This window comes from Celeribacter baekdonensis, assembly GCF_003047105.1.
Taxonomy (GTDB): domain Bacteria; phylum Pseudomonadota; class Alphaproteobacteria; order Rhodobacterales; family Rhodobacteraceae; genus Celeribacter; species Celeribacter baekdonensis_B.
In genome coordinates this window covers 1145356-1160551 of record NZ_CP028475.1, presented here as the reverse complement: position 1 = coordinate 1160551, position 15196 = coordinate 1145356, and the positions used below count along the sequence as shown (strand labels likewise).

Sequence of the window (15196 nt, the reverse complement as noted above, 5' to 3'; positions counted from 1 at the left end):
TAATCGAGCTACAAACTGACAGGGCACAGGTATGGGAGCAACTGAAAGACTTCTGCGACCGATTTGACGATCATGATTTGCAGGCCACAGCTTATGGCGTGTTGATGAAACAGCCAGCTGCCAATGCCAAACCAAAGCCACAGTGCAATTGACGTAGTACCTGAGCCCAGAACAGGTGGGCCCAACGGTTCTGTAGAATATGTCGCAATACTAACGTGTTTTCTAAGATGCCGGGAACGTAAGCAGACCTTGGCGCAGCCGCAGCGAAGTGGCGCTTCGTCCCGCATTGCCGTCATCCATCCTTGTAGCCCTCAATGCCAGCTTTCTCTCCGTAGGACTTTGCTTTAATCGCTGCTTTGGGCCACCAACTGAAGTCTGACCACCGAAAAAGAACGCGCATTCTGTCCGTACAATCCCCCCTCTCATCGCCCACAAATTCCCCCACCACCCTCCCTTATGTGACAAACTCACCGACAGCTCCGTTTGCGCTCGCATAGACTGGGCGCATACAAGCGGGAAACCCGCGCATAAGGATACGCACAGATGACATATTGGGCTGATATCAAAGCCCCTCTTTCGGGAGGGCAGACAAGATGATCATGGAGTTTTCGCCAACTGAGTTTACGCCATGGGCCTCGCTTATCGGTGGAGTTTTGATTGGCTTTGCCGCCGTTTTGTTGATGGCGCTTCAGGGCCGGATTTTCGGCGCCACCGGGATTTTGGCGGGATTTCTAAGCCCGGCGAACTCCTCGGATTGGGCGTGGCGGGCGATTTTGCTGGCGGGGATGGCGTCGGGGCCCTTGGCCTTTGCGGCGTTCACGGGGCATATGCCGGTGGTTGAGGTGCCGGTGTCAAAAACGGCGCTGATCATCGGCGGGTTTATCGTCGGCATTGGTGTCAGCTACGGGTCTGGCTGTACCTCGGGGCACGGCGTGTGCGGCATGTCGCGGCTCAGCCCACGCTCGATTGTGGCGACGCTGAGCTTTATGGTCGCGACGGCAGTGACGGTCTATTTGATCCGCCATGTGTTCGGTCAAGTGGTGGGAGGCGTGTGATGAAACATATGTTGACCTATCTCACCGGGCTGATTTTTGGCCTTGGGATTTCCATGTCCGGCATGGCCAACCCGGCAAAAGTGTTGAACTTTTTCGACTTTGCCGGAACATGGGACCCCTCGCTGATGTTCGTGATGGGCGGGGCGGTGATGGTGAGTTTTTTTGGCTACCGTGCCCTGTTCAAACGCTATGAGACCCCGGCCTTTGAGCCGCGCTTTGTCGTGCCGACGAGCCGGGTGATTGACGCCAAACTGGTGGGCGGCTCCCTGGTGTTTGGCGTCGGTTGGGGGATCGCTGGGTTTTGTCCGGGCGGGGCGCTTCCGGCGCTTGGTTCATTGGATGCCAATGTCTGGGTGTTTTTTGTCGCCCTTGTGGCGGGGATTTTTGCCGCCAAGTTTATGATGAAGTTCACGGCGGCCAAGGCCGCGCGCCGGGCCGCATAAGGCCTTTGGTGCAGATCGAAGAAAAAGAGGAGAGAGAAATGGCATCGAATTATCCCGTCGATATGTCGGTCAATCCCGAGGTGAAAGCCTTTTTTGACCCTGAAACATGGACGATTTCCTATGTCGTCAAAGATCCGTCTTCCAACGCCTGTGCGGTGGTCGACAGTGTGATGGATATTGATTACGCCGCCGGGCGCATTTCCTACAAAAGTGCGGATGAGATCATCGCCTATGTTGAGGAGCAGGGCCTGAAGCTCGACTGGTTGATCGAAACCCATGTTCACGCCGATCACCTGTCCGCCGCGCCCTATATTCAGGACAAGCTTGGCGGCAAGATCGGCATTGGCGAAAACATCACCGTGGTCCAGGACGTGTTTGGCAAAGTGTTCAACGAGGGCACCGAATTCCAACGCGATGGGTCGCAGTTTGATCGGTTGTTCAAGGATGGCGACACCTATCAGGTGGGCGAGATGACCTGTTTCGCCATGCACACGCCGGGCCACACGCCCGCCTGCATGACCCACACCATGGGCAACGCCACCTTTACCGGCGACACGTTGTTCATGCCCGATGGCGGTTCGGCGCGCGCCGATTTTCCGGGCGGCGATGCGGGTATCCTGTTTGACAGCATCCAAAAACTGCTGGCCCTGCCGGACGACATGCGTCTGTTCATGTGCCACGATTATGGCCCCAATGGCCGCGACATTGCGTGGGAAACCACGGTGGGCGACGAGAAAGCCCATAACATCCATGTCGGCGGTGGTAAAACCAAAGCCGATTTTGTCAAATTCCGTGAGGAACGCGATGCGCAATTGGCGATGCCGCGGCTGATTATTCCGTCTTTGCAGGTCAACATGCGCGCGGGTGAGTTGCCCCCGGCGGATAAGGATGGCAAGACATTCCTGAAGGTTCCGGTGAACGGGCTCTAAGACCTCTTTTGATGTCGTGGGGCGCGTTGCCGCTTTGTCGCTTTCAGGCCCGAAGAACGGGCAGGGCGGCCCCACGCACATCAGGAGATCAGACATGGATTTCAACAAGATCAACGACACTCTGACAGTCAGCAGTCAAATCACCCCTGACGAGGTCACACGGTTGGCCGCGAAAGGCTTTAAAACGCTGATCAACAACCGCCCGGATATGGAAGTTGAGCCGGGATTGTCGTCAGATGTGATGGAAGAGGCGGCAAAGGCGGCTGGGCTGAGCTACCTCTACTTGCCGGTCATGCCGGGGCAATTCACCCCCGATCTGATCGCGGATATGGCCCAGGCCTTGGCCGAACTGGACGGACCTGTCTATGCCTATTGCCGCTCTGGTACGCGCTCGTGCACCACTTGGGCGCTGACCCAAATCGGCATCTTGTCGGCTGATGAGATCGTCGAACAGGCCGCAGGCGCAGGCTATGACCTGAGCTCCATGGCCGATTTTCTAAGGGGCTAAGACGCGCCCAATTGCGTCTCTGTCCCGGCTTTCACGGCCCCGAACGGGGTATGTACGGTTTTGGGACAGATCCGGGCGGGAGCCGGATCCGTCTTGCTTTGCGAGGAGACGCAGGATGGACATTAAAAAAATCACGGACGGCTTGTCCGTGTCGGGACAGATTCAGATCGACGACATGGCCAAGCTGGCCCGCCGGGGCTTTCGGGCGGTGGTGTGTAACCGGCCGGATGGCGAGGCCCCCGATCAACCGACCCACGAGGAAATGCAACGCGCCGCCGAGGCCGCAGGTTTGGCATTCCGCTATTTGCCAGTCACACCGGGGATTGTCACCGAAGAGACCGCAGAGGCGTTTCGCAGCGCTTTGACGGAATTGCCCGGTCCGGTGTTTGGCTATTGCCGCACGGGCACGCGCACCACGACACTGTGGTCTTTGGCGATGGCGCAAGAGAAATCCGTGGTCGATATTTTGGCCGCGACCAAAGCCGCAGGCTACGACATGTCGGGCGTGGCGCGGCGCATCGCCAATGGCGGCGTGACACCGACGGACAATGTTGAAGATGCCAAATTCGACGTGGTTGTCGTTGGTGGCGGGGCTGCGGGTGTGGCTCTGGCCTCGTCTTTGAAAGCGCGCAAGCCTGACCTTGAGATTGCGATCATTGATCCGGCGGGCACGCATTATTATCAACCGGGCTGGACCATGGTGGGCGCGGGCGTGTTTGACGCGCAAACCACCGCCAAAACCATGGGCAGCCTGATCCCGCGCGGGGTGCATTGGCTCAAATCCGCCGTGGCGGCGTTTGAACCGAAAAACAACGCGGTGATTTTGGATGGCTGCCGGGTGGTGAAATATGATCGCCTTGTGGTCTGTCCGGGGCTGAAGCTCGATTGGGCGCGCATTGAAGGCCTGACCGAGACCCTGGGCAAAAACGGCGTCACCTCGAATTATCGCTATGATCTCGCGCCCTACACTTGGAAACTGGTGCAGGGCTTGAAGGGGGGTAAGGCGATTTTCACCCAACCGCCGATGCCGATCAAATGCGCCGGCGCACCGCAAAAGGCGCTGTACCTGTCGGCGCATGACTGGGAAACGCGCGGCGTTTTGCCCAATATCGAGATTGATTTTATGAACGCGGGCGGCGTGTTGTTTGGCGTCAAAGAGTATGTGCCCGCGCTCGAAGGTTACATCAAACGCTACGGTGCCAATGTGAATTTCTTCCACAATCTGGTGGCGATCGACGGGCCGGGCAAAACCGCCACTTTCGAGGTCGCCAAACCCGACGCGGAGAAAGAAACGATCACCGTCGATTTCGACATGATCCATGTGGTGCCGCCACAGGTCGCGCCCGATTTCATCCGTGTCTCGCCGTTGGCCGATGCGGCTGGGTGGGTCAATGTCGATCAGATCACGTTGCGCCACACAGAGTATGACAACATCTGGTCCTTGGGCGATGTTATGAACGCGCCCAACGCCAAAACCGCCGCCGCCGCGCGGATGCAGGCCCCCGTGGTGGCCGATAATATCGCCGCTGACATCGACGGAAAATCACCACAATCGGCCTATAATGGCTACGGTTCCTGTCCGCTTACAGTCGAGAAGGGCAAGATTGTTTTGGCCGAATTCGGCTATGGTGGGGTGTTGTTGCCGTCTTTCCCGAAATGGCTTTTGGATGGCACGAAGCCGACGCGTAAAGCTTGGATTCTAAAGGAACAAATCCTGCCGCCGGTCTATTGGAAAGCCATGTTGCGCGGCAAAGAATGGTTGATCAAGCCGGAAAAAGTTCACGCCAAATAAACACTCTTCCGGGCAGACTACATCCTCTGCCCGGACGCCTTCTCCCGATCCTGCGTCCAAGCGAAAGGACAGTCCCTTGTCTGTGAAACGGTCATTTGACCCGCGCAAACTGCGCCGTTACCTCCCCATCCTTGAGTGGGGATCGAAATACACGCCTTCGACCTTCGCCAATGACGGCATCGCCGCCATTATCGTCACGATCATGTTGATCCCGCAATCTCTGGCCTATGCCTTGCTGGCGGGGCTTCCGGCGCAGATGGGGCTTTACGCCTCGATCCTGCCGCTCGTCGCCTATGCGATCTTTGGCACCTCGCGGGCTTTGGCCGTCGGGCCGGTCGCCGTGGTCTCGTTGATGACCGCCGCGGCTGTCGGTAATATGGCACTGCAAGGCACGGCAGAATATGCCGCCGCTGCCATCACATTGGCGTTTATTTCTGGCTTGATCCTTTTGGTGATGGGGGTGTTTCGACTTGGGTTCTTTGCCAATTTTCTGTCACATCCGGTGATCGCGGGTTTTATCACCGCCTCGGGCATCCTGATCGCCGCCTCGCAGATCAAACATATCTTTGGTGTTTCGGCCTCCGGCAGCACCTTGCCGGAGCGGTTGATTTCGCTGGCGGAACACATCGGTGAGACCAATTTTATCACGCTGATCATCGGGGTGGCCGCGACGTCGTTTCTGTTTTGGGTGCGCAAAGGATTGAAACCTTTGTTGATTTCCAAAGGGGTCAGCCCGCGCATGGCGGATATTGCGACCAAGGCCGGCCCCGTCGCCGCCGTCGTTGTCACCACACTGATTTCATTCGTGTTTTCGCTCAATGATCACGGCGTGAAAATCGTTGGTGAGGTGCCGCGTGGCTTGCCGCCGCTCACATTGCCGCATTTCTCGCCGGAGATTTGGAGCCAATTGTTCGGTTCCGCCATTCTGATTTCGATCATCGGTTTCGTGGAATCCGTCTCCGTGGCACAAACTTTGGCCGCGAAAAAACGCCAACGTATTATCCCGGACCAAGAGCTTATCGGGCTGGGTGCCTCCAACATCGCCGCAGCGATCTCGGGTGGCTATCCGGTGACGGGGGGCTTTGCCCGCTCGGTCGTCAATTTTGACGCGGGCGCGGAAACGCCCGCAGCGGGCGCGTTCACCGCCGTGGGCATCGCGCTGGCTGCCTTGTTCCTCACGCCTTTGCTCTATTTCTTGCCGATCGCCACCTTGGCCGCGACCATCATCGTCGCTGTTCTGTCCTTGGTGGATTTCAAAATCCTCAAAACCACATGGGACTATAGCAAAGCCGATTTCACCGCCGTTCTGGCCACGATCCTGTTGACGCTGTGGTTCGGGGTGGAAACGGGCGTGTCCTCGGGCGTGATCCTGTCCATTGCACTGCACCTTTATAAAACGTCGCGCCCGCATGTGGCCGAGGTTGGTCTGGTGCCCGGCTCCGAGCATTTCCGCAACATCAACCGCCATGACGTGTTGACGGTGCCGGAGATGGTGACGATCCGGGTGGATGAGAGCCTGTATTTCGCCAATGCGCGGTTTCTGGAGGATTACATTTTGGATCGGATTGCCGACAATCAAGTGATCAAACATGTGGTTTTGATGTGCCCGGCGGTGAATGATGTTGACTCGTCAGCGCTTGAAACGCTTGAGGAATTGAACCGCCGCTTGGCGGATGCCGGGATTAAGTTGCACCTTTCCGAGGTCAAAGGGCCGGTGATGGATCGGCTGCAAAAATCGCATTTGTTGCAAGATCTCAGCGGGCAGGTGTTCTTGTCGCAATTCGCGGCGATGAAGGCCCTGGGCGATGTGACAAAGCCTGTGCCGCCTGCGACTCAGGCCGACACAGCCGCCTAAAAAACGCCCGCCAAATTTGGCGGGCGTTTTCTTTGGAAGGGGTCAGGCCGGGCTCATGCGGCGCGGGGCCTGCGCATATTGCCCCAGATAGACGGAGGCCAACACCACAACCATGCCAAGCGATTGCAGCGCGGACAGGTCTTCGCGGGCAATCACCACGCCCAGGATCACGGCGGTAAAGGGGCTCAACAGGCCCAAGGGCGCAACGGTTTGCGGGTCCAGCCGGGCAATGCCGCGAAACCACAGGAAATAGGTCACAGCCCCGCCGATCAGGCCGAGATAGACAAAGCCCATGATGTTGGTGGCGCTCACCTGTGGCATCGGCGGATCAAGGATCAGCGCGATGGGCAAAAGCAACAGGCCACCGGCGACCAATTGCCAAGCCGTCACGGTCAGCGGTCTGGCGGGCAAGGCCCATGTGCGGGTCAAAACCGTACCGATGGCCATGGACAGAGCGCCGATCAAGGCTGCGATGAGGCCAAGGGGGTCCAAAGTGGCGGCGGGGGTGAGCACCAAAAGCGCCACGCCGATGACGCCGGCACTTCCGGCGACCACCGCCAAGGGGCGCAATGGTGCGCCCATCCAGACCCGCATCAAGATCAACACGATCAACGGCTGCATCGCGCCCAAAGTGGCCGCCACACCGCCCGGCAGGCGATAGGCGGCAATGAACAGGCAACTCCAGAACAGAGTGAAATTCAGCGCGCCCAAGACAAAAATTTTGCCCCAAAGTGCGAGCGGTGGCAGGCGGCGTAAGATCACCAGCAGCAAAAGCCCGGCGGGCAAGGCGCGCAGGAGCGCAACGGTGAAAGGGATGCCCTCGGGTAAAAAGCGGGTGGTGACAAGGTAGGTCGAGCCCCAGATGGCAGGGGCGAGGGCGGTGAGCAGGATGTCGGACCTGCGGGAGGACGGATCTGGCATGTGGTGGCCTTTGAGTGGAACTGCATTTATCTTGACGTTAAGATAATGTGAAAAATCTTGACGTCAAGATGATTTCCTGCAAAGCCTTTTACATGAGCGATGACAGCATTCAGATTGACCACATCCGGGCGCAATGGGCGAAAGCCCGGCCCGATCTTGACACGGGTCCGATGGGTCTGATTGGCCGTTTGGGGCGGATCACCCGCGTGTTGTCACGCGAAATGGAGGCGACCTTTGCCCGCCATGGCCTGAACCAAGCCAGTTTCGATTTGCTCGCCACGTTGCGCCGCGCCGCGCCGCCGCATGCGCTCACCGCCGGGCAATTGATGGACAATATGATGATCACATCGGGCACTGTAACCAATAGAATCAATCGGTTAGAGGTCAAGGGTCTGGTGGAGCGTCGCGCCGACAAAGAGGATGCACGCCGGGCGATTGTCGGTCTGACTGAGACAGGATTTGCCCTGATTGATCGGGTGATTGAGGATCATGTCGCGACCCAGCACCGCTTGACCGCGCTGCTCACGGACGCGGAATTTGCTGCGCTTGATGCCGGGCTCGCGGGTTATCTTGCCAAACTCGACGGACGCGAGGCCGGTTAAATCCGGCGTTGCAAAACCTGTGCGCAAATCCGCGCGTGATCCGGTTCAATTCCCCAACTGCATGCCACTTCCCAAGCGAGAGCTGCGGTTTTCTCCGCCGCCGTCGCGTGTTCGGGATGCGTACGGATCAGGTCATAGGCGCGTAAATCCACCCGCGCCTCATCCCAATCTATCAGTGCGGGACCATGCTCGCTATGGATCAGATTGCCAGCGTTCAGATCGCCATGGATCACGCCGATCTCGCCCTGCATCGGCTGCCACGCCCGCCGGCACAGCGCAATGATTTCGGCGGGCATGGCCATCAGATCGACATCGCCACCTTGGGTGGCATCCATGAGATCGGGACTGCTCAAAAATCCGGGCCGCTGCGGCAGGGAGTGAGTTTTACGGTGAAACCGTTCGATCTGAGCCGCCACTTTGGGGATGTTTTCGGGCGCAAAGGGACGGCCCTCGAGATAGGGTTCGCAGGTCCATCCCGCCGCCATCAAAGCGCCGTCCAACGCCGGAATGAGCCGGGGCACGGTGAATCCTGCGGCTTCGGCGGCCTCCATCACGGGGGTGAGCCAGCTCAGCGCCGCTTCTGTGCGTCGGGTGGATTTGAACACCAGATCGCGTTTGAGACCTGAGGTGCGAAACACCGCATTGCGATGACCGCCGCCGATTGGTTCAATCGCGGCCTGAACGCCCCAGAGGTGGCTCGGGGGTAGGGCCGACATCAATACACCCACCGCACAAGGCCAAGGGTCAGCACCGGGAAGGCGATTAAAAATCCGACGCGGATCAGGTCGGTGATCACAAAGGGCAGGGTGCCTTTGAAGGTCTCAGAAATTGGCGTCTCTTTGTCCAAGGCATTGATGATAAACAGGTTCATCCCCACGGGTGGAGTGATCAACCCGACCTCGACCACGATCAAAACGACGATGCCGAACCAGAGGCCGAACTCGCCGTGCGGTAGGCCAAAGTCCAAACCTTCCAAGATCGGGAACAGGATCGGAATGGTGAGGATGATCATTGACAGGCTGTCCATGACGCAGCCAAAGGCCAGATAGAGCAACAAAACTGCGGCCAAAATCACCCATGGGGTGAGGCCCAACGCGCCGACCCAAGCGGCGGCCTGCATCGGCACGCCTGAGAGCGCCAAGAAGTTGTTGAACACTTTCGCGCCGATCAGGATCAGGAAAATCATCCCCGTAGAGGCGGCCGTTTCCAAAATCGCCTCGCCCGTGCCGCGCCATGTCAATCCGCCGCTCATCAGCGCCACAATCCCGGTGCCAGCGGCCCCCACAGCAGCGGCTTCGGTTGGGGTGAACATGCCCAAATAGATGCCGCCGACGACGGCCACAAAAATTGTCAACACCGGCCAGACAGCGACGAGGGCAGAGACGCGTTCGGCGAGTGGCGCTTTGTCGCGCTGACCACAGGATTGGGGCCGGAGGCGCACGTAGACCGAGATGCAGATCATATAGCCAAGCGCGGCCAAAAGGCCGGGCACAAAGGCGGCGACAAAGAGCTTGGCAATGTTTTGTTCGGCCAACATGGCGTAGACCACGAGGATCACGGAAGGCGGGATCAGGATGCCCAACGTGCCGCCTGCCGCCAGCGCGCCGGTGGCCAAACGCCCCGTGTAGCCATATTTTTTCAACTCCGGCAGGGCGACTTTGCCCATGGTGGCGGCGGTGGCCAAGGATGATCCACAGATCGCGCCAAAGCCCGCACAGGCCCCGACGGCGGCCATCGCGACCCCGCCTTTGCGGTGGCCAAGCCAGGTTTCCGCCGCCTTAAACAGCCCCGCCGACATGCCGCCCATGGTGGCGAAATGGCCCATCAGCAAGAACAGTGGAATGATGGAAAAGGAGTAAGACGAGAATTCGCCGTAGATCAAATGTTTGAATTGGCTCAACATCATCACGGAATTGCCGCTCAGAACATACGCCCCGCCAAAGCCCACGGCAAACATCGCGACCCCGATGGGGATGCGTAAAAAGATCAAGGCCAAGAGTATGGGGAAAGACCAAAGGCCGATTTCAAAGCGGCTCATGTCAGGTCTCCGTTGCGTGTGGCATTGAGGGCGGCAAAAGCAGCGCGCGGGTGGAACGCAGCACAGAAAACAGCGCCACAATCACCGCCACCACACAGGTCGCCATGGCGGCGCGATACCCCCAGACCACCGGGATTTGCAGAATGAATGAGGTCTCGTGATAGGCGCCTTTGTCGATCATCCCGAGCCAAAGTCGCCACGCGATCAATGCCGAAAAGCCCAGCAAAAACAGATCTCCGATCAGGTCCAACAGGCGGTTGATCGTCTGACCCAACAGCGGTTTGAACAGATCTACCCGAGCATGGGCGCGGGCGAATTGGGCGTAGGGCATGGCGGAAAATACCGCAAATCCAATCCCAAATTCGACCAGTTCAATATCGCCGGGGATCGGACCAAAACCAAGGCCATCCAAGGCCCGGCCCGCAATCGAGAGGCAGGTCAACGCAATCACAGCCATGAGGCTCAGCCCGCCTGCATAGGCGGTCAGTCGCGCCAAACGCGCGATCCATAGGGACAGGCGGTGATACATCTGGGACCCTTTGTGACTGGACTGCACGAGCGGTTTAACCTGACGCAGGAGCAGGTCAACGTAAATCAGCCGTTGCCCGGCGATAGGTTCGGTGAATGATCCGGCAAATGATCCAAAGGGTCCAGATACTGCGGAATATCTAAGCCACTCATGGGCGGGCCGTTTGGGTCTTCAACGGCCTGAAGTGCGGCGCAGGCCAATGCAATGCCGGCCTTTGCGACATCTTCATGCAAGGAAAGCGCCTCGCGTCGAAACCGGGTCAAAAGCGGGGTTGCCTCTTTGGCGAAGGCGTCAAAATCGACGCCGATCACCCGGCCCAGCCGCTCGGCTGCGTCAATGGCGGTGATGGCGCTCATCGGTGAGGCGCAAAGGATGGCGTCAATTTCGGGGGCCTCTTTGAGGGCGGCGCTCACATCGGCTTCGATCGCTGTGGAGGGGCTGTCCGAGGTGGCGCTTTTGAGCCAGATCGGCGTCATCCCATGATGCTGACAAGTTTCTGTGACGCCTGCAAAAATGTCCTGACCATAGAGTTGGTCCAGCGGCGGCGCGATGACCAGCACATGACGCCGCCCGCGTCGCGCCAAGGCGGCAATGCCAATTTCGGCAAAGCGACGGTTGTCAAAATCAAACCACGCGTGGCGATCAGACCAAATGGTACGACCATGGGTGGCAAAGGGAAATCCCCGCTCCATCAAATAGGCGACGCGGGGGTCCTCGGGCAGGGTTTGGTTGAGGATCACGGCGTCGGCGGAACCGGTGCTGATCATATGGCGCAGCGGCCGCATCAGATCCTCATTCGGAGCATAGGGGGTGACGACCAGATGATAGGGCGTGCCTTGAAGGCCTTCGGCGACGGAGGAAATCAGTTGCGCAGTGTGGGACATGATGTCGGGCTCGGTGGGCATCAACAGCGACACGACATGGGTTTTTCCAGTGCGCAGGCGCTGACCGGCACGGTTTGGGTGATAGCCAATGTGATCGGCGCACTCCCGCACGCGTTTTTTGGTTTCGACCGAAATGTCGGGCGCATCTGAGAGCGCACGGCTGACCGTGGCGATGGCCAGCCCGGTGATGCGGGATATGGTTTTAAGGGTCGGGCGCTCGCCCGGAGACAAAGGGGGCGTGATCACAGGGGCCGCCTTTTCGTGCTCATCCTCACCCGTCATATCCGCTCCTTATAAGGGCGTCAGATTCGCCGCCTCTTGGTTTCAACAGTGTCGCCTGTGCGACCGCCGGGGTCGAGCCGTTACTGGGGGAATTTTCGCGAGAAAGTTGCGGCATGGAAAAACGCTCCGTTGGATCATCTTGGCCCATGAGAGGGAAAGAATCGCTTTTGACAGGATACTAAAACGTTTTAGATTGGGTGGGGCGCGGCGTTTATTTGTCTGGGAGGGATTATGGTCACTATCGAACTGACAGAGGGTTGGAGATTTTTTGACGCAGAGGGCGATTATGATCTGCCGGTCTCTTTGCCGTTTGACAGTGTCTCGACCATGGTCAAAGCGGGGCATGCGCCGGAGCCATATGTGGGGGACGCGGAAGCCGCGCTGCGCTGGATTGCAGAGCGCGATTGGGTGCTGTGCCGCTCGGTGGAGCTGACGCAGACGGATGTTGAGTTGGTGTTGTCAGGCCTTGATGGCGTCGTCGGTGTCTCGGTGAACGGGGTCGATGTGGTGACCGCTGACAATGCATTTCGGACCTGGCGGGTGGACCTGTCGCATTGCGCGCGGCTGGGCGACAACCAGATCGCATTGCGGTTCCGCTCGGTGATCCAAGCGGCAGAGGCCCGCCAAAAAGCCCAGCCGTTTTACATCCCCTACCACAAGGGCAATTGCCCGATCGCCAACATCAACATGCTGCGCAAACAGCAATGCGATTTTGGCTGGGATTGGAACACCGCTTTGGCACCGTTTGGGGTCAGCGGGGGTGTGAGTATTTGCTCTGCAATGAAGACGCGGATTGCGCATCTGCATGTGGCGCAGGCGCATCATGACACTGAAGCCCAGAGTGTCTCTGTTACAGTGACGGCGCATGTTGTTCATGGCGAGGGCGCGGTGGCGGAGATGCGCTTTGCCGGTCGACGGCGTGAGGCCGTGGTCACAGATGGCGTGGCGCAGGCGGTGTTTTTTATCGAAGAGCCTCAGCTTTGGTGGCCAAACGGGCAGGGCGATCAGCCGCTATATTCGTTGGAAATCAGGTGTGGCGCGGCGGTTGTGATGCGCCGGATTGGGCTTAGGCGGATCGAACATGTAACTGTCAAAGACGCGAAAGGCACCGGGTTTAAATTCCGGGTCAATGGTCGCGATGTCTTTGCCAAAGGGGCAAATTGGATTCCCGCAGATGCGCTGCATGGGCGGATTGAACGCGACAAGGTGCGCGATCTTTTACAATCCGCCGTTGATGCCCACATGAACATGATCCGGGTCTGGGGCGGCGGGCGCTATGAGCCGGATTGGTTTTACGATCTCTGCGATGACATGGGATTGATGGTCTGGCAGGACTTTATGTTCGCCTGCAATTTGTATCCGGCGGATCGGGCATTTTTGTCCAATGTCGCGGCAGAAGTGGTTGAGCAGGTGCAGCGATTGCAGCATCACGCCTGTTTGGCGCTGTGGTGTGGCGACAATGAGCTGTTGGGCATGTTACATGAATTCCCCGAGGCGAGGGCGAACCGCGACCGCTATTTGGTGATGTATGATCGGCTCAATCAGACCTTGGAACGCGCGCTTTTTGAGGCAGACCCGCAGGCAAATTGGTGGCCATCTTCGCCCTCTTTGGGTCCGTTGAATTACGGTGATGCTTGGCATGAGGACAGCTCGGGCGACATGCATGTGTGGACGGTGTGGCACGAGAATATGCCTTTTGAGGCCTACCGCGAGATGACGCCGCGTTTTGTGTCTGAGTTTGGATTTCAGTCCTTTCCCTCGATGGATGTGATCCGTCGCTTCATCGCGCCCGAAGATCGCAATATGGCCTCCCCGGTGATGGACGCGCATCAAAAAAACGCGGGCGGCAATGCGCGGATCGTGGGCACGATGATGCGCGATTTTCGTCTGCCGGAGCGATTTGAGGACCTCGTGTACCTGTCGCAGGTGCAGCAGGGGCTCGCGATCAAAACCGCCGTCACCGCATGGCGCGCGCTTAAGCCACATTGCATGGGCACGCTCTACTGGCAACTCAACGACACATGGCCCTGCGCTTCTTGGTCGAGCTTGGATTATGGTGGCGGTTGGAAGATTTTGCACCATATGGCCGCGCGGTTTTATGCCCCGGTTTTGGTCACGATCGTGCCGCAGTATGGTAGAGATGTATTTAAACTTATCAATGATTTATCGGATGAGGTGGATGTGTCTATTCAAGTCGCTGCCGTCACTCCAAAAGGCGATGTGCGGCCTTTGGCAGAGGTCTCTGTTACGGCGATGACCCATAAGGCGTTTGAGGTTTTGGAACTGGAGCGTGACCTGTTAAAACAGGATGAATTCTACGTCTTTACATGGCAGTATAGGGGGCAGCATGAAGGGCAAAATGAGGGCGGCGAAGGCGGCGACATTCATGCGCCGAAACCGTTCAAGGCCTATGATCTGATTGATCCTCATATTGTGATTGAAACCAATGAGTTGCGCGAAAAAATTGAGATCACACTTGCGGCCGAGGCGCTTGCGCTTTTTGTCACGCTTGACGCGGATCAGCCGGGGCGGTTTTCGGCCAATGCAGTGACGCTTTTGCCCAACATGCCGCAAAAGATCATATTTGTGCCGCAAGATGCAGATATAAATACGAATTTCACAGTTCAACACCTCTATAAGGCGACCTTGGGAGGGGCCAAATGAAACGATCCACTGTCAACGAGATCATCCGCGAGGCGGATGCGTTTATGCGCTCATTCGGCTTTGTCATGCCACCCTTTGCCTATCTGACGCCCGAGGCGCTCAAAGCGCGTGTGGCCAGCGATGGTATGATGATCCGCGATCATATGATGGGCTGGGACATCACGGATTATGGCCAGGGCGATTTCGACGCTTTGGGCCTGTTCCTGTTTACTCTGCGCAATGGCACTGCCGCCAATGTGGCACGGGGCATGGGGCCGCTCTATGCCGAAAAACTGTTGATCTCGCAGGAGAACCAAATTTCCCCGATGCATCACCATATCTACAAGACCGAGGACATCATCAACCGGGGTGGCGCGACCTTGGTGTTGCAACTTTACACCCGGACCGAGGACGGTGTTCTCAATGATACGGCCCCGGTCGAGGTGATGACCGACGGGCAATTGCGAACCCTGAAAGCGGGCGAACATTTGGCGCTGGCACCGGGCGAAAGCGTCACTTTGGAGCCGTGGCATTGGCACGCGTTTTGGGGTGAGGGCGGTAAGGTGTTGATCGGCGAAGTGTCGAATGTGAATGATGACCGTACCGATAATATTTTCCATCAACCGATCGGGCGGTTCAGCCAGATCGAAGAAGATGACACTCCGCTGCACCTGTTGGTCAGCGATTATGACAGCTGGCTTTGAGCCGAAAGGAG

The 15196-nt window shown here is 58.1% G+C and carries 14 protein-coding genes; 9 read left to right on the top strand and 5 right to left on the bottom strand.

Going from position 1 to position 15196, the window contains the following annotated elements:
• The first annotated feature begins 593 nt into the window (after positions 1 to 593).
• The 6 genes from DA792_RS09205 (at position 594) to DA792_RS09180 (ending at position 6582) form a co-directional block, all read left to right on the top strand.
• A complete protein-coding gene (locus DA792_RS09205) occupies positions 594 to 1055 on the top strand; it encodes a YeeE/YedE family protein (RefSeq protein WP_107719680.1) in 462 nt (153 codons plus the stop codon).
• Positions 1055 to 1498, top strand: a complete 444-nt coding sequence (locus DA792_RS09200; RefSeq protein WP_107719679.1) for a DUF6691 family protein — start codon at positions 1055 to 1057, stop codon at positions 1496 to 1498. The genes DA792_RS09205 and DA792_RS09200 overlap by 1 nt, the downstream gene beginning before the upstream one ends.
• Before the next feature lie 38 nt (positions 1499 to 1536).
• The gene (locus DA792_RS09195; protein WP_107719678.1) at positions 1537 to 2427 is read left to right on the top strand and encodes an MBL fold metallo-hydrolase; all 891 of its coding nucleotides are present in this window, start codon (positions 1537 to 1539) and stop codon (positions 2425 to 2427) included.
• Between the two features lie 94 nt (positions 2428 to 2521).
• Entirely contained in the window at positions 2522 to 2935 is a 414-nt protein-coding gene (locus DA792_RS09190; protein ID WP_107719677.1) for a TIGR01244 family sulfur transferase, read from the top strand.
• 115 nt (positions 2936 to 3050) lie between these two features.
• Positions 3051 to 4727, top strand: coding sequence for a TIGR01244 family sulfur transferase (locus DA792_RS09185; RefSeq protein WP_107719676.1), 1677 nt, complete (start codon positions 3051 to 3053; stop codon positions 4725 to 4727).
• 76 nt (positions 4728 to 4803) lie between these two features.
• On the top strand, positions 4804 to 6582 hold the full coding sequence (locus DA792_RS09180; RefSeq protein ID WP_107719675.1) for a SulP family inorganic anion transporter: 1779 nt from the start codon (positions 4804 to 4806) through the stop codon (positions 6580 to 6582).
• A 42-nt stretch (positions 6583 to 6624) separates the two neighbouring features.
• On the opposite strand, the gene DA792_RS09175 is transcribed toward DA792_RS09180, so the two are convergent.
• Complete coding sequence (locus DA792_RS09175; RefSeq protein ID WP_107719674.1) at positions 6625 to 7503, bottom strand: EamA family transporter; 879 nt, start codon at positions 7501 to 7503, stop codon at positions 6625 to 6627.
• A 92-nt stretch (positions 7504 to 7595) separates the two neighbouring features.
• Here DA792_RS09175 and DA792_RS09170 point away from each other — a divergent pair, with 92 nt between their 5' ends.
• Entirely contained in the window at positions 7596 to 8105 is a 510-nt protein-coding gene (locus DA792_RS09170) for a MarR family winged helix-turn-helix transcriptional regulator (RefSeq protein ID WP_107722636.1), read from the top strand.
• On the opposite strand, the gene DA792_RS09165 is transcribed toward DA792_RS09170, so the two are convergent.
• The 4 genes from DA792_RS09165 to DA792_RS09150 all read right to left on the bottom strand — a co-directional run bounded on the left by DA792_RS09165 (position 8102) and on the right by DA792_RS09150 (position 11838).
• The gene (locus DA792_RS09165; RefSeq protein ID WP_107719673.1) at positions 8102 to 8821 is read right to left on the bottom strand and encodes a phosphotransferase enzyme family protein; all 720 of its coding nucleotides are present in this window, start codon (positions 8819 to 8821) and stop codon (positions 8102 to 8104) included. The two genes, DA792_RS09170 and DA792_RS09165, sit on opposite strands and share 4 nt — an antisense overlap.
• Positions 8821 to 10143, bottom strand: a complete 1323-nt coding sequence (locus tag DA792_RS09160) for a TRAP transporter large permease (protein ID WP_107719672.1) — start codon at positions 10141 to 10143, stop codon at positions 8821 to 8823. The genes DA792_RS09165 and DA792_RS09160 overlap by 1 nt, the downstream gene beginning before the upstream one ends.
• Before the next feature lies 1 nt (position 10144).
• Positions 10145 to 10672 (bottom strand): TRAP transporter small permease, encoded by a 528-nt coding sequence (locus DA792_RS09155; protein WP_107719671.1) that lies wholly within the window; start codon positions 10670 to 10672, stop codon positions 10145 to 10147.
• A 65-nt stretch (positions 10673 to 10737) separates the two neighbouring features.
• Positions 10738 to 11838 carry a LacI family transcriptional regulator gene (locus DA792_RS09150; protein WP_107719670.1) on the bottom strand — a complete coding sequence of 367 codons (1101 nt, stop codon included), beginning with the start codon at positions 11836 to 11838 and terminating at the stop codon, positions 10738 to 10740.
• 231 nt (positions 11839 to 12069) lie between these two features.
• Here DA792_RS09150 and DA792_RS09145 point away from each other — a divergent pair, with 231 nt between their 5' ends.
• Both DA792_RS09145 and DA792_RS09140 read left to right on the top strand, forming a co-directional pair.
• Complete coding sequence (locus DA792_RS09145; RefSeq protein WP_107719669.1) at positions 12070 to 14502, top strand: beta-mannosidase; 2433 nt, start codon at positions 12070 to 12072, stop codon at positions 14500 to 14502.
• A complete protein-coding gene (locus DA792_RS09140) occupies positions 14499 to 15185 on the top strand; it encodes a D-lyxose/D-mannose family sugar isomerase (RefSeq protein WP_107719668.1) in 687 nt (228 codons plus the stop codon). Before DA792_RS09145 ends, DA792_RS09140 begins: the two co-directional genes overlap by 4 nt.
• The last annotated feature ends 11 nt before the right edge of the window (positions 15186 to 15196 follow it).